The sequence below is a fragment of the Bradyrhizobium sp. SPXBL-04 genome (assembly GCF_051853035.1).
In the GTDB taxonomy this organism is placed as follows: domain Bacteria; phylum Pseudomonadota; class Alphaproteobacteria; order Rhizobiales; family Xanthobacteraceae; genus Bradyrhizobium; species Bradyrhizobium zhanjiangense.
Map to the genome: position 1 here is coordinate 5,734,499 of NZ_CP182472.1, position 17,807 is coordinate 5,752,305.

Below are 17,807 nucleotides of genomic sequence, written 5' to 3' on the forward strand. Positions count from 1 at the left end.
AAAGATTTATACGCAGCGGACTTCCGTAGGGAAATAAGTTTTCGACATATCAGGCCCGAAGGAAGTTCTATCCTCAGGCCGGAATAATCGGCCTTAGAAGATCAGGCTCTTGGCCAGCGAAGCGACGCGGCTGAAGCCGTCATAGATGCCGGGCTCGAAGAAGGCGGCACGGGCAAGCACGATACCCGCAACCAGCGACCAGAACAGGCCGGTGCCGGCCCGCAGCAGGAGCTTTGACGTACGCGAGCGCGGCCGGGTGTCCGTCGCGGACACCAATCGCTCGCCGAAGGGTTCAAATCCGGTACGTTCCATGGCTCTGGCCAACCCATCAAATCCTGATGGGAATGTCGTCTTTTCGGCCTCAAACGGCAATGGAAGCGATTGGCGTTTTTGCCCTCCCGAGAGAAAACTCCTTCCGTCTGGCAACCCCAGGACAATAGTTTTCTTCTTCGGCCTATTTGGACACCGGCGGCCCGGCTTACAGGGCCAGATACCTGCGCCGGATCGCGTCGTTGGCCTTCAGCTCGTCGATTCCGGCGGCATAGACGATCTGGCCCTTGTCGATGACGGTGGCGTGGCTCGCCAGCCCCAGGCAGAAATGCATGTTCTGCTCAGCGATCAGCACCGTCGATCCGAGTTGGCGGAGTTGCCGCAACAACTCCCCGATCCGTTGCACGATGATCGGCGCGAGGCCCTCGCTCGGCTCGTCGAGCAGCAGGAGCGCCGGATTGCCCATCAGCGTGCGCGCGATCGCGAGCATCTGCTGCTCACCGCCCGAGAGGCGCCCAGCGATACGATGGCGCAGCGGCTCCAGAAGCGGGAAGACCTCGTAAATGCGCTTGATCGGCCACTCGTCCTGGCCGTCCGGTCCCTTCTTCTTCCCGATGACGAGATTGTCCTCGACCGTGTGCTCCGGAAAAATCTGACGATCCTCCGGCACGAAGCCGAGGCCGGCGCGCGCGATGGTGTGCGGCTTCAGGCCCGAGATCACCGCGCCGCGCAGGCTGATCCTGCCCCTCCGCGGCGGCGCCAGCCCCATGATCGCCTTCATGGTCGTCGATTTGCCGGCGCCATTGCGGCCCAAGAGCGCCATGGTCTCGCCCTGCCGCACCGACAGGCCGACGCCGAACAGGATCTGGCTGGTGCCATAATAGACATCGAGATCGGCGACTTCGATGACGGCTGCGCTCATGCGGCAGCTCCCGCATGTTCGGTGCCGAGATAGGCGTCGATCACGGTGCTGTTGTTGCGGATCTCGTCCGGCGTGCCGGTTGCCAGGATGCGGCCGTAGCAAAGCACCACGATTTTTGGCGAGATCTTGAACACGATGTCCATGTCGTGCTCGATGAAGACAACCGTAATCTTCTGCGTCTCCCAGAGCTCGCGCACCTTGTCGATCATGCGCCAGCGCTCCTCCGGGCCCATGCCGGCGGTGGGTTCGTCCAGCAGCAGCACCTTGGGTTCGAGCACCAGCGCGATCGCGATATCGAGCAGCTTCTGATCGCCATGCGACAGGGTCGCGGCGGTACGATGACGTTTGCCGGCGAGCCCTAGCAGCTCCATCACATGCTCGGCGCGGTCGCGCGTCTCGGGCAAAGGAAAGCGCTTATGCAGGACCGCGGAGGTGCGCTGGTCGGCGCTGACGGCGGCAAGCATGGTCTCCTGCACCGTGAGCGACTTGAAGATGCTGGCCACTTGGAAGGCGCGGCCGATGCCATGGCGCACGATCTCGGGCGGCGATCGGCCGGCGAGATCGACGCCGTCGAGCAGCACCTGGCCGGAATCCGGCCTCAAGGCACCGGTGATCAGGTTGAAGAAGGTGCTCTTGCCGGCGCCGTTCGGGCCGATGACCGCGGTGAGCGAGCCGTCGGGGAAGTCGAGCGAGACATCGTTGGTCGCCTTCACGCCGCCAAAGGATTTTGCGAGGTTGCGGATCTCAAGCATCGCTAGCGCCCCTCGCCTGCATCGCGCCGCTGCGCAAACCATTCGGCGACGAAATCCAAGAGGCCCTTGCGCAGGCCCAGCGCGAAGAACAGGATGACCACGCCGAGCACGATGCCGTGATACTCGGTGAAACGCGTGACAGTGTCGTTGAGCAGAAGCAGCAGCACGGTGCCGACCATCGGGCCGAGGAAGGTCGAGACGCCGCCAAGCATGTTGATGAAGATGCCTTCGCCCGAGATCGTCCAATAGGCGAACTCCGGATAGGCGCCGGAGACGAACAGCGCCATCACCATGCCTCCCATTGACGCGAACAGAGCCGCCAGCACGAAGACGGTCAGCTTGGCACGCCAGACGTCGATGCCGAGAAAGCTGGCGCGCGCGGCGTTGTCGCGGATCATACGCAGCGTGTAGCCGAACGGTGATTGCGCGATCTGGCGCATCGCGAGCAGGCCGAGGATGAGCAGCGCGCAGCTCGCGACATAGAGATGGACGTGGTTGGCAAGGTCAATGCCGAGGAACGGCGGCCGCGGAATGCCGCCGCGCAAACCCTGGTCGCCGCCGGTGAAGGAGGCCCAGGACAAAATGGTCGAGTGAATCAGCATCTGGAAGGCGAGCGTCACGAAGGCGAAGTAGATCTCCTTCAGTCGCACGCAGATCGCGCCGATGATCGCGGCAAACATTGCGGTGATCGCCAGCGTCGCGACGAAGGCGACGGGAATCGGCACGCCGAGCTTCTGCATGATCAAGCCGTAGCTGTACGCGCCAAGGCCGAAGAACATGCCATGACCGAACGAGGTCAGGCCGGTGTAGCCGACCAGTAAATTCAGCGACGTCGCAAACAGGCCGTAGGCCGAGCAGCGGATGACGAAGTCGAGCAGCGCCTTGCTGCCGGTAAAGAGCGGCAGGCTCGCCAGCACGATGAAGGCGATCAGCGCGATCAGGACGTCACGGTAGCGTTGGACCGCCGCGCCGCTGCGCACTGGCGCCAGCGTTTCGGCGCGTCCGGCCTCCAGCTCGGTCATGCCGCCTCCTTGCCGAACAGGCCGGTAGGCTTGGAGACCAGCACGATCACCATGAAGAGGTACATCAAGCCTTCCGTGAACAAGGGAAAGCCGAGCGAGCCGAACGAGCGGATCAGCCCGAGCAGCAGCGCACCGATCAGCGCGCCCAGGATCGAGCCCATGCCGCCGATCACGGTGACGATGAAGGATTCGATCAGCACCGAAAATCCCATCCCCGGTGTCAGCGACCGCACTGGCGCGGCCAGCGCGCCGGCAAGGCCCGCCAGCATGCCGCCGAGCGCGAACACGCCGCCATAGATCAGGCCGGTGTTGATGCCGAGCGCGGACACCATGCCAGGGTTATGTGCGGCGGCGCGGATCACCTTGCCGATGCGGCTGCGCGACAATCCGATGCCGAGCACGATGGCCGCGACGAGCGCGACGCCGATCAGCAAGAGATAGTAAGGCGGCACCACGCCACCGGCGATAAACAACGGCATCACCTGGAACGCGGACGGCATGCCCATCGACTTGAACTCCGGTCCCCAGATGATGCGCACGACATCATCGAAGATCAGCACGAAGGCATAGCAGACGAGCAGCTGCATCAGCACGTCCGCGCCATAGACGCGGCTCATGAAGACGCGCTCGAAGATCAGGCCGAGGATCGCCGTTCCGGCCGCGCCCGCCAGCATGGCGAGCGCAAAACTGCCGGTGAGCTGATAGGCCGTCATCGCGAAGTAGGCGCCGAACATGTAGAACGCGCCGTGGCTGAAATTGACCACCTTGAGCACGCCGAAGATCAGGGTCAGCCCGACCGCGACAAGAAACAGGAGCATGCCAATGATGAGGCCGCTGGTGGTTTGCGTCACCAGGCAGGCGGAGCTGGAGAGGCAGCCGGCGAGCGCGTCGAGATCCACAGAAGCACTTTCATTGCAGCGCGCGGTATGGCGCGGAAAACGAAACGAACGGCGGAGGCGATCGCCCGTCTCCGCCGCGCGTCAGATCAGGTGTAGCCCTTGCTCTTCTTCCACTCGGCCTCTAACTCGAAGATGGTCTTCCAGTCGCCGGCCTTGACCTCGGGAACATAAGGCTCTTGCGGGATGGTGGTGCCCCAGCCGATGGCGTAGCCGACGAGGGTGTGGTCGTCGCCGCGCATCGTCACCGTGCCGTCGGCGCCGAACGGGCACTTGATGGTAAGGCCCTTCAGCACCTCCGCGATCTTCTTGCCGTCGGCCGAGTTCGCCTTCTTGGCGGCTTCCGCCATCAGCATGATGGCGGTTGCGTTTTCCCACGACCAGTTGGTCGGATATTCATTGTACTTGGCCTTGTAGGCATCGCCCCAGGCGGCATTCTCCGGCGTCGACGGGAATGTCTTGATGTAGCGGTTGCCGGAGTGAATGCCCTTGGGCAGGTTCTTCACCACGGTGAGCGCGGTGTAGTCGGCCATATTGACCGCGAACACCTCCATCTGGCTGAACATCGCGTAGATGTTGGCCTGGTCGATATAGGAGGTGAGATCGCCGCCCCACAGGCAGGAGTACAGCGCCTGCGGTTTGGCCTGCAGGATCTTGGTGACCACCTCGGTGTAATCGGGCTGGAACAGCTTTGGCCAGGACTCGCTGATGATTTCGACCTCGGGCGCAAAGCGTTTCAGGTAGAGCGTGAATTCCGCCGTGGTGTCGCGGCCATAGGCATAGTCGGGCGAGCAGGTCGCCCACTTCTTCAGGCCTTTTGCCTTGGCGATCGCTGCGGCATAGCTGCCGCCGACTATGGAGTCGTGCACGCCCTGCCGCGCGGTGCGGAAGGCATTGGGAATGTGCTGCTTCGGATCCGCGGTCAGTGCCGAGGTCTCGGAATTGGTGTGGATGCAGAACACGCCGAGATCGCGCGCGACCTCGTGCACCGCGAAGGCGCCGGAGGAGGCCTCGGCGTCGATCATCAACTCGCAGCCGTCGGTGTTGACGAGCTCGCGCGCGACGCGGGCAGCTTCCTGCGGCTGGCCCTTGGAGTCGCGGATCACCATCTCGATCTGCCGGCCGGCAAGGCCGCCGGCGGCGTTGACCTTCTCGACCTCGAGCATCACCGCATTGCGCGAAGACGTGCCGAGCTGCGCGACGCGCCCCGATAAAATCGTCGGCATGCCGATCTTGATGGTCTTGGCCTGCGCACGCGCCACCCAGGGCGCGGCAAACGTCATCGCACCGGCGCCCATCAGCGCCAGCGTGGAACGGCGGCTGATGCCCGGCGTGCGGGTTCTCGTCATTTTCCCCTCCCTCTTTCGGGTCGGCGTGTCCTGGTCCCTGCCGGAGATCGTCTCGTCTCCGTGATGCCAAGGATTTCAGAGGGTGGGGGGTGACGTCAAGCCAAAGATGAATTACGAGTCAGAATTCATCGAGGGAGGAAATAAGGCCGGCAACGGCCCAAAACCCGGCAAATGATCAACCTTTCGAGCTTCATCGCCTTTCATGCCCGGCGCACGCCGGACCGGCCCGCGCTGAAATACCGCGGCGAGGAGATCTCCTACGCGGCTTTCGGCGCGCGCATCGGGACGGTCGCCGGCTGGCTCGCCGCGCAGGGCATCCGTGCCGGCGATGTCGTGGCCGTGCTGATGAAGAACAGCGCGGCGTTCCTGGAGCTCGTCTTCGCCACCAGCCATCTCGGCGCGGTGTTCTTGCCGATCAATTTTCGTCTGTCCCGCGACGAGGTCGGCTACATCACCGGCAATGCCGGCGCGCGCCTTCTGGCCGTCGATCAGGAATTGGCCGCGAATGCAGCGGGCGCGAACATCGTCGTGCTCGACGAGACCGCACAGCAGAGCATAACCCATCTCGCAGGCAACACGACGGCAGCACCGATGCATGTGCGCCAGCCCTCCGACCTGATGCGGCTGATGTACACCTCGGGCACGACCGACCGCCCCAAGGGTGTGATGCTCACCTACGATAATTTCTACTGGAAGTCCGCCGACCAGACGATCGCGCTTGGCCTCAGCGCCGACACACGCCTTCTCGTCGTCGGCCCGCTCTATCACGTCGGCGCGCTCGACCTGCCCGGCATCGCAGCGCTCTGGCATGGCGGGTTCATTCGCATCGAGCGCAATTTCGAGCCCGAGGCGGCGCTGGCGGCTATCGCAGAAGACAAGCTCAACGCGGCCTGGTTCGCGCCTGTCATGACCACCGCGATACTCACCTGCCCCACCCGCGACCGCTACGATGTCTCCAGCCTGCAATGGGCGATCGGCGGTGGCGAGAAGACTCCGGAGGCGCGCATCCGCGCCTTCTCCGAATATTTCCGCAATGCGCGCTACATCGACGCCTACGGTCTCACCGAAACCGTCGGCGGCGACACATTCATGGAGAAGGGCCGCGAGATCGAGAAGATCGGCTCGACCGGGCGCGCCATTGCCCATGTCGAGATCGAAATCCGCGACGAGGACGGCAACACGCTGCCGGCAAACGTGAATGGCGAAATCTGCCTGCGCGGCCCGAAGATCACGCGCGGCTATTGGAGGGATCCGGACAAGACGGCGTCCGCCTTCTTCGGCGACTGGTTCCGCAGCGGCGACGTCGGCTATCTCGACGACGAGGGCTTCCTGTACCTGACCGACCGCAAGAAGGACATGATCATCTCCGGCGGCGAGAACATCGCCTCCTCCGAGGTCGAGCGCGTCATCTACGATCTGCCCGAAGTGCGCGAGGTCGCGGTGATCGGCCTGCGCGATGCGCGCTGGGGCGAGCGGCCGGTCGCGATCGTCGTGCTGACTGCGGGCGCGAGCCTCGACCTCCCCGCCCTTACCGAGCATTGCCGCGCGCGGCTGGCGAGCTTCAAGGTGCCGAAACAGCTCGTCCTCCGTGACAGCCTGCCGCGCAACCCGTCAGGCAAGATCCTCAAGCGCGTGCTGCGCGCCGAGCTGGAGACCTCCGAATGACTCAAGCGACCGCAAAAATAACCAAGCTGAACCGGGTCGAGCGCAACGCCTGGACCAAGCAGAAGATTTTTGAGGCTGCCACTAAGGTGGTCGGCAAGCATGGCTATGCCGAGGCCTCGGTCGCGCGCATCACCGAGGAAGCCGGTGTCGCGCAGGGCACGTTCTACAATCATTTCGAGAACCGCCAGGAGCTGCTGAACCAGCTGCTGCCCAAGATCGGCCTCGACATGGTCGAGTTCATCCGTGCCCGCACCGGCACGGCGCATGCAGCACGGCAGGAGATCGAGCGCTTCGCGGCGTTCTTCGATTTCATCCGCGAGGTGCCGGAGTTCCTGCGTATTCTCAACGAGGCCGAATTCTTCGCACCGACCGGCTACCAGAAGCATCTCGACAACATCTCGACGGCCTATGTCCGCATTTTGCGTCGCGCGCGGCTTGCCGGCGCGATCGAGGATTACAGCGACGAAGAATTCGAGGCGATCGTCCATATGCTGATGGGCGCGCGCGGCTATCTCAGCCGGCGCTACTCCTATTCGGAAGCCGGCGTCACCGCCGTGCCCGAGCACGTCATCTCCGCCTATCGCAAGCTGATGACGCGCGGCCTCTTCACTGCCTCCGGAGATCAGGACACGCCATGAACATCTCGTCTCCGCACAAGCCGCTCGACCTCGCCTCGGCCATCGCCGAGGGCGACATCCGCTGCCTTCTGATGGTGCTGGTGCACATGACCGGCGACGAGAAGTGGCTTGAACCGCCCTATTTGCCCAAGCGCGACATCCGCCTCATTCCCGATCCGGAGGCCGGCGTGCCCCGGGACATCCAGGACGAGATCCGCGCCGCCGTCGTCAGGCTCTTCGCCAATGGCACGCCGAAACCCGTGATCACCGATCCGGGCGAAGAGCTGCTGCTGAAGATGATGCGCGCCTGCCTCGGCGAGAATGTCGCGCCGGAATATGCGCCTTTGATGCGCGAGGAGATGGGTTTTGTGCCGCGCGAGGCGCGCTGGACGAAGCGCCCCTCCGACGAAACGCTTGCCGATCAGCATGTGCTGATCGTCGGCGCCGGCGTCTGCGCCATCGCGCTCGGCGTGGCGCTCGGCCACCTCGGCATCCCCTACACCATCGTCGAGAAGAACGCCGAGCTCGGCGGCACCTGGTGGATCAACCGCTATCCCGGCTGCGGCGTCGACACGCCGAACCATTCCTATTCCTACTCTTTCGGCTCGCGCAACGCATGGACGCGCTATTTCTGCCCGCGTGAGGAGCTGCTCGGCTATCTGCTGAAGGTCGCGGACGAATACGGCATCCGCAAGCATCTGCGCGTCAACACCGAGCTGACCTCATCACGCTGGGATGAAGGAAGGCAACGCTGGATTTCGACACTCAAGACGAAGGATGGCGAGGAGACTTTCGAATCCACCGCGCTGGTCTCGGCCATCGGCCAGCTCAACGATCCCTCGCGCGCCCGCTTCAAGGGCGAGGAGAACTTCAAGGGCACGATCCTGCACTCGGCACTATGGTCCGACGATATCGATCTCGACGGCAAGCATGTCGCCGTGATCGGCACCGGCGCGACATCGATGCAGCTCGTGCCGTCGATCGCCAGCCGTGTGGCCTCCGTCACCGTCTACCAGCGCAGCGCGCAATGGGCGCGGCCGGTGAAGGGCTATGCCGATCCGATCAGCGAGAGCGCACGCTGGCTGCTCGCGCACCTGCCGTTCTATGTGCAGTGGTACCGCTTCAATATGTTTTGGCGCTATGGCGACGGTCTCTTACCCTTCCTGCGCAAGGACCCGGCCTGGCCGCATCCGGAGCGCGCCGTCAACAAAGGCAATGACCGGCACCGCCAGGAGCTGACCGACTTCATCCTGTCGGAACTACAGGGCCGGCCCGACCTGATCGAAAAATGCGTGCCGACCTATCCGCCCTACGGCAAGCGCATCCTGCTCGACAACAACTGGTTCAAGACTTTGACGCGCTCCAATGTGGAGCTCGTCACGGACACCATCGACCATTTCGACCAGAACGGCATCGTCACCGCCGACGGCAAGCACCGTCCGGCCGACATCATCGTGGTCGCCACCGGCTTCAAGGTCACGGAGATGGCCTCGCGCCTCAACATCAGCGGCCGCGCCGGCAAGGATTTACGTGAAGCCTGGGCCAACGACAATCCGACCGCGTTCCTCGGCCTCACCGTGCCGGGCTTCCCGAATTTCTTCTGCATGCTCGGGCCGAACTCCGGCCCCGCCCACGGCGGCAGCGTCATCTTCCAGTCGGAATGCCAGAGCCGCTACATCTCGGCGTGTCTGGTCGACATGATCGAGCACGACGTCGCCGCCATCGACGTCCGCCAGGACGTGCTCGACGACTACGTCCGCAAGGTCGACGTCGAGCACGAGGCGATGATCTGGACCCATCCGGGCATGAGCACTTATTACCGCAATGCAAGCGGCCGCGTATTTTCGGCGATGCCGTGGCGGTTCGTGGACTACTGGCGCATGACCCACGATCCGGATTTGGGCCAGTACAAGTTGACGAGGGTGTGACTCTTCTGCCAACGCGGATCGGCTGTAGGGTCAGCGCACCCTCTCACCACATCGTCATTGCGAGCCAACGGGGCCGCGCTTCGCGCGGACCCGTTGGCTCGCAATGACGGAGGTTGCGCCTGCTCAGGCCGCCAGCCCGCTCTCCACCGGCGCGAATTCCAAACCTAAGCTTTCCGCCACCGCCTTGTTGGTAATTCGGCCGCGATGCACGTTGAGCCCGTTGCGCAAGTGCGGATTCTCCAGCACCGCGGCAAAGCCCTTGTTCGCGAGCATCAATCCGAACGGCAGTGTCGCGTTGTTCAGCGCCTGGCTCGAGGTCACCGGCACCGCGCCCGGCATGTTGGCGACGCAGTAATGCACGACGCCGTCGACCTCATAGGTCGGCTCGGTGTGGGTGGTCGGATGCGAGGTTTCGAAACAGCCACCCTGGTCGATCGCGACGTCGACCAGCACCGCGCCCGGCCGCATCGATGTGAGCATCGCGCGCGTGACAAGCTTCGGTGCGCTGGCGCCCGGCACCAGCACCGCGCCGATCACGACGTCGGCAGCGAACACCTCCTCCTCGACCGACTCGATGGTGGAGAAGCGGGTGCGCACGCGGCCGATAAAGAGATCGTCCAGCTGGCGCAACCGCGGAATCGAGCGATCGATCACCGTGACTTCGGCGCCGAGCCCTGCGGCCATCCGTGCCGCCTGCGTTCCCACCACGCCGCCGCCGAGCACGACGACCCGCGCCGGCTGCACGCCCGGCACGCCGCCGAGCAGCAGCCCGCGGCCGCCGGCCGACCGCCTGAGCGCGGCGCCGGCGGCCTCGATGGCGAGGCGGCCGGCGACTTCGCTCATCGGCGCGAGCAGCGGGAGGTGACCGTTCGCGTCCGTGACGGTCTCATAGGCGATTGCAGTGCAGCCGGAGGCAAGCAAGCCCTTGGCCTGCTCCGGGTCCGGCGCAAGATGGAGATAAGTGAACAGGATCTGGCCTTCGCGGAGCTGGGCCCATTCGCTTTTCTGCGGCTCCTTCACCTTCACGATCATGTCGGATTTGGCGAAGATTTCGCGGGCGCTTTCGGCGATTGCGGCCCCTGCCCGGCGGTACACGTCGTCGGAGGCGCCGATGCCGCTGCCAGCGCCAGTCTCGACCGTCACCTGGTGGCCGGCCGCGACATACTCACGGACCGCGCCTGGGGTGAGCCCGACGCGATATTCCTGCACCTTGATCTCCTTGGGAACACCGACGCGCATCTTTGAACCCCTCCTCCAAAGCATTGATTCCGTTCATCATCGTAGCGATGGCGGCAGTTTGGTTTCGTGCAAATATCCGCTAGGTTCGCGCCTGGCGCGCCGGTTTCGGGCGCGGAAATGTCCTTTCACGCTGGAAACAAAACCTTGGCCCTCGACCGGAAAGACCTCGCCATCCTCGCGGAACTCACGACCAATGCGCGGGCCAGCCACACCGAGCTTGCCAACAAGATCGGCTTGTCGAGCACGGCGATGGCGCGGCGGCAGAAGGCGCTGGAGGACGATGGCTACATCCAGGCCTATCAAGCCACGCTCGATCTGGCGCAGTTTGGCCTCACGACGACAGTGCTGGTCCGGATCGCGCTGGAGAGCCAGAGCGACGACGCGCTGAAGGCGTTCGAGGCGGAGGTGGTGAAGTGCCCCTCCGTCGTGCGCTGCTTCCTGATGTCGGGCACAGATGACTACATCCTGATCGTGCTCGCCCGCGACATCCAGGATTTCGAGCGCATCCACCGTACCGAGCTGTCGCGCCTGCCGCGCGTCGCACGGGTGCAATCGAGCTTCGCGCTGCGCGAGATCGTCAACCGCGCCGTGCCGACCGTGGTGTTCGGCGAGGCGAAGCGCTGACCGCTGCGCCGCGGGCGCACCCAATTCCCGTCAAGGAACCAAGCGGCCGCTTGTCCGTTGCACGCCATTGGCCAGCGGAAGCGACGTGCCCCCGCGTCAGCACGGCTGACGTCTCGGCTCGATCGCCTGCAGGGAGCAGGACATGGGCGATGTCACGCATGAAATTCCCGAACGCACTCCGATTCATCTCATCGTCAATGGTGTCAGTCGCACCCTCGATCTTCTGCCCTGGACCACGCTGCTAGACGCTTTGCGTGATCATCTTGCGCTCACGGGTACGAAGAAAGGCTGCGATCACGGCCAATGCGGCGCCTGCACCGTGCTCGTCGACGGTCGGCGCGTTAATTCGTGCCTGACGCTCGCCATCATGAAGGATGGCGCCGAGATCACCACGATCGAAGGCTTGGCCAAGAATGGCGCGCTGCATCCCCTGCAACAGGCCTTCATCGATCACGACGCATTCCAATGCGGCTATTGCACGCCAGGGCAGATCTGCTCGGCGGCCGGCCTCCTAGCCGAAGGCCACGCCAGGGACGCCGACGAGATCCGTGAACTGATGAGCGGCAATCTCTGCCGCTGCGGCGCCTATCCCAACATCGTGGCTGCGATCGAGCAGGCAATGGGCCGGTCATGAACAACTTCCAGTATTCCCGCGCAACCGATGTCGCTGACGCCATTCGCCTGCTGGCCGCCGATCCGAGCGCGAAGCTGATTGCCGGCGGCACCAACCTGATCGACCTGATGAAGCAGAATGTCGAGCGGCCCTCCCGGCTGATCGACATTTCCCGCCTGCCGCTCCGCGACATCGAGGAAACGCCCGACGGTGGGCTGCGCATCGGCGCATTGGTGCCGAATTCGGATCTCGCCTACCATCCGTTGATCGAGCAACGCTATCCCCTGCTCGCCAGCGCCATCCTGGCCGGCGCCTCCGCGCAATTGCGCAACATGGCCTCGGTCGGCGGCAATCTGATGCAGCGAACGCGCTGCGCCTACTTCTATGACACGGCGACGCCTTGCAACAAGCGAAGCCCCGGCTCCGGCTGCTCGGCACTCGATGGCCTCAACCGTAACCACGCAATCCTCGGCACCAGCACGTCCTGCATCGCGACCAATCCATCCGACATGAGCGTGGCGCTCGCCGCGCTCGGCGCGCTCGTGCATATCGCAGGCCCCACCGGTCAGCGCACCATCGCGCTGACGGATTTCCATCGGCTTCCGGACGACAAGCCTCATGTCGATACCAATCTCGGCAGCGGCGAGATCATCACCGCAATCGAGCTGCCGCCGCGCGGCTTTGCGCAGAATTACAGCTATCTGAAGATCCGCGACCGGCTGTCCTACGCCTTTGCCTTGGTCTCGGTCGCGGCCGCGCTCGAGCTGGAAGGAAACGCAATCAGCGAAGCGCGCCTGGCGCTCGGCGGCGTGGCCCACAAGCCGTGGCGAAGCCTCGAGGCCGAAGCGGCTCTGCGCGGCCAGGCGGCAACGCCGGACCATTTTGGGCACGCCGCAGATCTGTTGCTGCAGGGAGCAACCGCTCGCTCACATAACGGCTTCAAGATCGAACTCGCGCGCCGAGCCGTCGTGCGTACGCTGATGCAGGCCGCAAGCGCCACACCGCAATCACAAGCTTACAAGAAGATCGCGTGAGGGCCCGATGAACGCCTATGTCGGAACACCAACCTCCCGCGTCGATGGCCGGGCCAAGGTCACCGGCGCCGCCAAATATGCCGGCGAATTCGCCGCAGACCATCTCCTGCATGGCTTCGTCGTCGAGGCCACCATTCCGCGCGGGCGCATCGCTCGGCTTGACCCCAGCGCGGCGCTGAAGGTGAAGGGCGTGGTCGACGTGCTCACCCATGCTCATCGCCCGCCCCTCGCCGACAAGGACGAAGCCTGGAAGGACGAGGTGGCACCGGAGAAGGGCTCGCCCTTCCGCCCGCTCTATGACGACAGGATCAAGTTCAACGGCCAGCCGATCGCGCTGGTCGTGGCGGAGGATTGGGAAACCGCCAAGTTTGCCGCAACCCGCGTTCGCGTTGAATACAAGCAGGAGGCGTTTGCGACCGATCTCGAATCCGAACGCGGCAAGGCTGCCAAAGTGGATCAGCCGCACAAGCCACGCGGTGACGCGGCAGCAGCGCTGACGCGGGCGGCCGTCCATCACGAGGCGGACTATGTCATTCCGAGCGAGCATCACAACCCAATGGAGCTGTATGCGACGACGGCCGTCTGGGACGGCAACGGCAGGCTTACAGTTTATGACAAGACCCAAGGCGTGCAGAACGTCCAGAAGTTTCTCTGCAGCGTTTTCGGAAAGAAGCCGGACGACATCCGCGTGCTCTCGCCCTATGTTGGCGGCGCCTTCGGCTCCGGTCTGCGGCCGCAATACCAGGTGGTGCTGGCGACGCTCGCCGCGCTCGCGCTCAAGCGGCCCGTCCGTGTCGTCCTGACACGGCAGCAGATGTACGGCCTGGGCTATCGTCCCATGACCATCGAGCACGTTGCGCTTGGCGCAAAGCCGGACGGCACGCTCGATGCCGTCACCCACGAAGCCATTGCCGTCACCTCGCGGTTTGAGGATTTCTCGCGCAACGATACCGGCTGGGGGGAGCAGCTCTACAAGAGCCACAACAGCCGCCTCTCCCATAAGCTCGTCCACCTCGACGTCGCCACCCCCTGCGACATGCGCGCGCCGGGCGCGGCATCGGGCGTCTGCGCGCTCGAATGCGCCATGGACGAATTGGCCGTCGCGCTCAAGCTCGACCCGATCGAGCTGCGGCTGAAGTGCTACTCGGATCGCGACCAGAGCGGGGACCTGCCCTACACCAGCAAGCAGTTGCGCGCATGCTACGCCAGGGGCGCAGAGGCCTTCGGCTGGGCCCGGCGCAATCCCGCGCCGCGCTCCATGCGCGACGGCAACGACCTGGTCGGCTGGGGCATGGCGACAGGCGTCTGGGAGGCGCTGCAGATGCCGGTCGCCGTCCGCATCGTGCTGACATCGAACGGCCATGCCGAGGTCTCCTGTGCCGCATCTGATATCGGCACCGGCACCTACACCATCGTGTCGCAAGTAGCGGCCGATGCCCTCGGGCTGCCGATCGAGAACATCAGCGTCAAGCTCGCGGACTCGACCCTGCCGCAGGCGCCGGTGGAAGGCGGCTCGTGGATGGCCGCCTCGAGCGCGCACGCCGTGTTAGGAGCGGCCGAGGAGATTCGCCGGGAGCTCGCGCGTCACGCCAAGGCGATGACTGCCTCGCCACTCGGCGGCGTCGATGCGTCGGACCTCATTCTCGTCGACGGAACTATCGCCAAGGCCGGCGACAGGAACCGTGCCGTCTCGATCGCCGATGCAATGCGCCACAGCAAGCTCGAGCGGATCGAAAGGGAGAAGCTCAACGAGTTCGCCGAGGACAAGTCGCATGCCCGCAACACGCATTCGGCGGTTTTCGCCGAGGTGAAGATCGACGAGCAGCTCGGCGTCATCCGCGTCGCGCGGGTCGTGAGCGCGGTCGCCGCCGGGCGCATCCTGAACACCAAGACGGGCCGCAGCCAGATCATGGGCGGCGTGGTCTGGGGAATCGGAATGGCGCTGCACGAGGAGACGGTGATGGATCACCGCTTCGGCCGCATCATGAACGCGAATATCGCCGAGTACCACATTCCCGTGAATGCCGACATTCACGACATCGACGTCATTTTCGTCGACGAGCCCGACGACCGGATCAACAGGCTCGGCGTCAAGGGCCTCGGCGAGATCGGCATCGTCGGCGTGCCTGCGGCGATTGCGAACGCCGTCTATCATGCCACCGGCAAGCGCATCCGGCGCTTCCCGATCACGCTGGACAAGCTGATCGACTGAGCGGGCGCGTCGTCGTGCTGTTTGCGACGAGTATCTCCACACGAGCCCGAATAGATGATCGTCACCCTGAGGTGCCGATATGCGGTGCGGACGCACCGCATATCGGCCTCGAAGGGCGACAGCCCAGCCGCTGCATCCCGGCCGTTCATCCTTCGAGGCTCCCGATAGGGCGCTCCGCGCCCCATCGCTCGCGCCTCAGGATGACGGATCGAGTTTAGGCGCCGCAGGCCGGTCTCGCTCCTGTCATCCAGCTGTCATCGAATGTGCCGAGAGCTGTATCTCTCGCACATTCGGGACCCGACATGGACTATTTCAAGCGCTTCAACTTCCTGTTCGCCGCACCTGTATTCGACGCCGACGATCTCGAAGGCGTCCGTTTCAATCAGATCATCGAGGAGATCCAGCGCTCCGGCTTCGAGGTGGTCCGAGCCCGCAAGCTGGAGGATGCCGAGATGGCGGTGCAGACCGATGCCGCGATCGGCTGCATGGTGGTGGACTGGGGCAAGAAGGGCCTCGAGGGCAGGACCTCGGCGCTGATCAATCTGATGCGGCGCCGGGGCCTCGATTTCCCCATCATCCTCTTGATCCGTCGCAAGCGGTTCGAGGATTTGCCGGTCGAAGTGCTCGATTTCATCGACGGTTATGTCTTCCTGTCGGAGGAGACGCCGACCTTCATCGCCAAGAACCTGATCAGCCGGCTGAAGCAATATGCCGAGACGCTGAAGACGCCGTTCTTCGGTGCGCTGGTCGACTATGCCGAGGAAGGCAACCAGCTCTGGACCTGTCCGGGGCACAACGGCGGCGTGTTCTACAACCGCAGCCCGATCGGGCGCGTCTTCGTCGAGCATCTCGGCGAGTCCGTATTCCGCGACGACCTCGACAATTCCGTGCTCGATCTCGGCGACCTCCTCACCCATGAAGGGCCCGCGCTGAAGGCGCAGAAGGAAGCTGCCCAGATCTTCGGCGCGGAGAAGACTTATTTCGTGCTCAACGGCACCTCGACCTCGAACAAGGTCGCGCTCGGCGCGCTCGTCACCGATGGCGACCTCGTGCTGTTCGATCGCAACAACCACAAGGCCGCCCATCACGGCGCACTGATGATCAATGGCGGTGTCCCGATCTACGTGCCGACCATCCGCAACGCCTGGGGCCTGATCGGCCCGATGCGCTGGGACATGCTCGACGAGAGGGCCTTGCGCGAGACGATCCGCAATCACCCGCTGGTCACCGACAAGGACGCCTGGCGCAAGGAGCGGCCGTTCCGCGTCGCCGTGGTCGAGCAGTGCACCTATGACGGCTCGATCCACAGCGCCGACATGATCCTGAAACGGATCGGCCATCTCTGCGAGTACATCCTGTTCGACGAGGCCTGGGCCGGCTTCATGAAATTCCACCCGCTCTATGCAGGCCGCTTCGCCATGGGCCTGGCCAACCTTCCGCCCGAGGCGCCCGGCATCATCGCGACGCAGTCGACCCACAAGCAGCTCGCAAGCTTTTCGCAGGCATCCCAAATCCACATCAAGGACCGCCATATCCGCGGCCAGAAGCGGCGCGTCGAGCACCGCCGCTTCAACGAGAGCTTCATGCAGCACGCGTCCACGTCACCGTTCTATCCGCTGTTCGCCTCGCTCGACGTCGGCGCACAGATGATGAAGGGGCGCTCCGGCGAAGTGCTGTGGGACGACACGATCCGCCTCGGCATCGAGCTGCGCAAGAAGATCCGCGCGATGCGCCGGGAGTTCGAGGAGAAGGAGCAAAATCCGGATCGGCGCTGGTTCTTCGAGCCGTTCGTGCCGGATCGCGTCGCCATTCCCGATGTCAGCCGCCCTGGCGCTGCGCACAACGTCGCGTGGGAAACGCTCTCGACCGACGAGCTCGCCACCAATCCCGCGCTGTGGCAGCTCTCCCCCGACAGCACCTGGCATGGTTTCCCCGGCCTCACCGAAGGCTTTGCCATGACCGACCCGAACAAGCTGACGCTGCTGACGCCTGGTTTCGATCGCAGCACCGGCGCCTATGCCGAGCACGGCATCCCCGCACCGGTCGTCGCGCAATATCTGCGCGAGAACCGCATCGTCCCCGAGAAGAACGACCTCAACTCCCTGCTCTTTCTGCTCACGCCCGGCGTCGAGGCCAGCAAGGCCGGCACGCTGATCTCCGGTCTCGTCGCGTTCAAGAAGCTGCACGACGACAATGCGCTTCTGGCCGACGTCATCCCTGAGTTCAACCAGCGGCGGCAGGCGCGCTATGCCGGCGTGCGACTGCGCGACCTCTGTGGCGAGATGCACCGCTTCTTCCGCGCCGCCGATGTCAGCGCGCTCCAGGCGCGGCAGTTCATGCCCGAGCACATGCCTGAGATAGCGATGCCGCCCCGCGAAGCCGCGCGCTATCTGTTCCGCAACGACGTCGATTATCTGCCGATCGAAGCGATCGCGGGCCGCATCGCCACCACGCCCTTCGTGGTCTATCCGCCCGGCATCGCCACCATCGTTCCGGGCGAAAGGCTTACGGAACGAGCCAAGCCCATGATCGACTATCTCAGGATGTTCGAGACCTGCTTCAACACGTTCCGAGGATTCGATGTCGAAATCCAAGGCGTCTACAAGGAGATCGATGCGAACGGCCGCATCGGGCTCTATACTTATGTCGTTGCCGAGTAGGTGC

At 64.3% G+C, this 17,807-nt stretch carries 15 protein-coding genes; 8 read left to right on the forward strand and 7 right to left on the reverse strand.

The annotated features are described in order from the left end of the window. Positions 1–93: 93 nt before the first annotated feature. The 6 genes from ACNJX8_RS27335 to ACNJX8_RS27360 form a co-directional block, all read right to left on the reverse strand. The gene (locus tag ACNJX8_RS27335; protein WP_439357389.1) at positions 94–273 is read right to left on the reverse strand and encodes a hypothetical protein; all 180 of its coding nucleotides are present in this window, start codon (positions 271–273) and stop codon (positions 94–96) included. A gap of 205 nt (positions 274–478) precedes the next feature. Beyond that, positions 479–1,192: an ABC transporter ATP-binding protein gene (locus tag ACNJX8_RS27340; protein ID WP_128934871.1), complete on the reverse strand. Its 714-nt coding sequence runs from the start codon at positions 1,190–1,192 to the stop codon at positions 479–481. Further along, on the reverse strand, positions 1,189–1,944 hold the full coding sequence (locus ACNJX8_RS27345) for an ABC transporter ATP-binding protein (protein ID WP_439357390.1): 756 nt from the start codon (positions 1,942–1,944) through the stop codon (positions 1,189–1,191). Before ACNJX8_RS27345 ends, ACNJX8_RS27340 begins: the two co-directional genes overlap by 4 nt. Before the next feature lie 2 nt (positions 1,945–1,946). After that, positions 1,947–2,966, reverse strand: a complete 1,020-nt coding sequence (locus ACNJX8_RS27350) for a branched-chain amino acid ABC transporter permease (protein WP_128939123.1) — start codon at positions 2,964–2,966, stop codon at positions 1,947–1,949. Then, positions 2,963–3,865: a branched-chain amino acid ABC transporter permease gene (locus ACNJX8_RS27355; protein ID WP_091892316.1), complete on the reverse strand. Its 903-nt coding sequence runs from the start codon at positions 3,863–3,865 to the stop codon at positions 2,963–2,965. The genes ACNJX8_RS27350 and ACNJX8_RS27355 overlap by 4 nt, the downstream gene beginning before the upstream one ends. A gap of 86 nt (positions 3,866–3,951) precedes the next feature. After that, positions 3,952–5,211 (reverse strand): ABC transporter substrate-binding protein, encoded by a 1,260-nt coding sequence (locus ACNJX8_RS27360; protein ID WP_128957215.1) that lies wholly within the window; start codon positions 5,209–5,211, stop codon positions 3,952–3,954. A 171-nt stretch (positions 5,212–5,382) separates the two neighbouring features. Here ACNJX8_RS27360 and ACNJX8_RS27365 point away from each other — a divergent pair, with 171 nt between their 5' ends. The 3 genes from ACNJX8_RS27365 to ACNJX8_RS27375 are packed head-to-tail and all read left to right on the forward strand — an operon-like array spanning position 5,383 to position 9,421. Then, entirely contained in the window at positions 5,383–6,876 is a 1,494-nt protein-coding gene (locus ACNJX8_RS27365) for an AMP-binding protein (protein ID WP_439357391.1), read from the forward strand. After that, positions 6,873–7,514 (forward strand): TetR/AcrR family transcriptional regulator, encoded by a 642-nt coding sequence (locus ACNJX8_RS27370; RefSeq protein ID WP_128934877.1) that lies wholly within the window; start codon positions 6,873–6,875, stop codon positions 7,512–7,514. The genes ACNJX8_RS27365 and ACNJX8_RS27370 overlap by 4 nt, the downstream gene beginning before the upstream one ends. Then, positions 7,511–9,421, forward strand: coding sequence for a flavin-containing monooxygenase (locus ACNJX8_RS27375; protein ID WP_439357392.1), 1,911 nt, complete (start codon positions 7,511–7,513; stop codon positions 9,419–9,421). Before ACNJX8_RS27370 ends, ACNJX8_RS27375 begins: the two co-directional genes overlap by 4 nt. Before the next feature lie 123 nt (positions 9,422–9,544). On the opposite strand, the gene ald is transcribed toward ACNJX8_RS27375, so the two are convergent. Then, complete coding sequence (gene ald, locus ACNJX8_RS27380; RefSeq protein ID WP_091892307.1) at positions 9,545–10,660, reverse strand: alanine dehydrogenase; 1,116 nt, start codon at positions 10,658–10,660, stop codon at positions 9,545–9,547. Positions 10,661–10,804: 144 nt separating this feature from the next. Between ald and ACNJX8_RS27385 the strand changes: the two genes are divergently transcribed. The 5 genes from ACNJX8_RS27385 (at position 10,805) to ACNJX8_RS27405 (ending at position 17,803) form a co-directional block, all read left to right on the forward strand. Continuing rightward, positions 10,805–11,284 (forward strand): Lrp/AsnC family transcriptional regulator, encoded by a 480-nt coding sequence (locus tag ACNJX8_RS27385; protein ID WP_164934551.1) that lies wholly within the window; start codon positions 10,805–10,807, stop codon positions 11,282–11,284. A gap of 142 nt (positions 11,285–11,426) precedes the next feature. Then, entirely contained in the window at positions 11,427–11,918 is a 492-nt protein-coding gene (locus tag ACNJX8_RS27390) for a (2Fe-2S)-binding protein (protein WP_439357393.1), read from the forward strand. After that, positions 11,915–12,931 carry an FAD binding domain-containing protein gene (locus ACNJX8_RS27395; RefSeq protein ID WP_439357394.1) on the forward strand — a complete coding sequence of 339 codons (1,017 nt, stop codon included), beginning with the start codon at positions 11,915–11,917 and terminating at the stop codon, positions 12,929–12,931. The genes ACNJX8_RS27390 and ACNJX8_RS27395 overlap by 4 nt, the downstream gene beginning before the upstream one ends. A 7-nt stretch (positions 12,932–12,938) precedes the next feature. Further along, on the forward strand, positions 12,939–15,143 hold the full coding sequence (locus ACNJX8_RS27400; RefSeq protein WP_439357395.1) for a xanthine dehydrogenase family protein molybdopterin-binding subunit: 2,205 nt from the start codon (positions 12,939–12,941) through the stop codon (positions 15,141–15,143). A gap of 302 nt (positions 15,144–15,445) precedes the next feature. Beyond that, positions 15,446–17,803, forward strand: a complete 2,358-nt coding sequence (locus ACNJX8_RS27405) for an Orn/Lys/Arg decarboxylase N-terminal domain-containing protein (RefSeq protein ID WP_439357396.1) — start codon at positions 15,446–15,448, stop codon at positions 17,801–17,803. The last annotated feature ends 4 nt before the right edge of the window (positions 17,804–17,807 follow it).

Coding starts and splice junctions, on each gene's coding strand:
- ACNJX8_RS27375 (WP_439357392.1), top strand. CDS start 7,511: ATGAACATCTCGTCTCCGCACAAGCCGCTCGACCTCGCCTCGGCCATC.
- ald (WP_091892307.1), bottom strand. CDS start 10,660: ATGCGCGTCGGTGTTCCCAAGGAGATCAAGGTGCAGGAATATCGCGTC.
- ACNJX8_RS27365 (WP_439357391.1), top strand. CDS start 5,383: ATGATCAACCTTTCGAGCTTCATCGCCTTTCATGCCCGGCGCACGCCG.
- ACNJX8_RS27390 (WP_439357393.1), top strand. CDS start 11,427: ATGGGCGATGTCACGCATGAAATTCCCGAACGCACTCCGATTCATCTC.
- ACNJX8_RS27340 (WP_128934871.1), bottom strand. CDS start 1,192: ATGAGCGCAGCCGTCATCGAAGTCGCCGATCTCGATGTCTATTATGGC.
- ACNJX8_RS27345 (WP_439357390.1), bottom strand. CDS start 1,944: ATGCTTGAGATCCGCAACCTCGCAAAATCCTTTGGCGGCGTGAAGGCG.
- ACNJX8_RS27395 (WP_439357394.1), top strand. CDS start 11,915: ATGAACAACTTCCAGTATTCCCGCGCAACCGATGTCGCTGACGCCATT.
- ACNJX8_RS27350 (WP_128939123.1), bottom strand. CDS start 2,966: ATGACCGAGCTGGAGGCCGGACGCGCCGAAACGCTGGCGCCAGTGCGC.
- ACNJX8_RS27370 (WP_128934877.1), top strand. CDS start 6,873: ATGACTCAAGCGACCGCAAAAATAACCAAGCTGAACCGGGTCGAGCGC.
- ACNJX8_RS27405 (WP_439357396.1), top strand. CDS start 15,446: ATGGACTATTTCAAGCGCTTCAACTTCCTGTTCGCCGCACCTGTATTC.
- ACNJX8_RS27360 (WP_128957215.1), bottom strand. CDS start 5,211: ATGACGAGAACCCGCACGCCGGGCATCAGCCGCCGTTCCACGCTGGCG.
- ACNJX8_RS27400 (WP_439357395.1), top strand. CDS start 12,939: ATGAACGCCTATGTCGGAACACCAACCTCCCGCGTCGATGGCCGGGCC.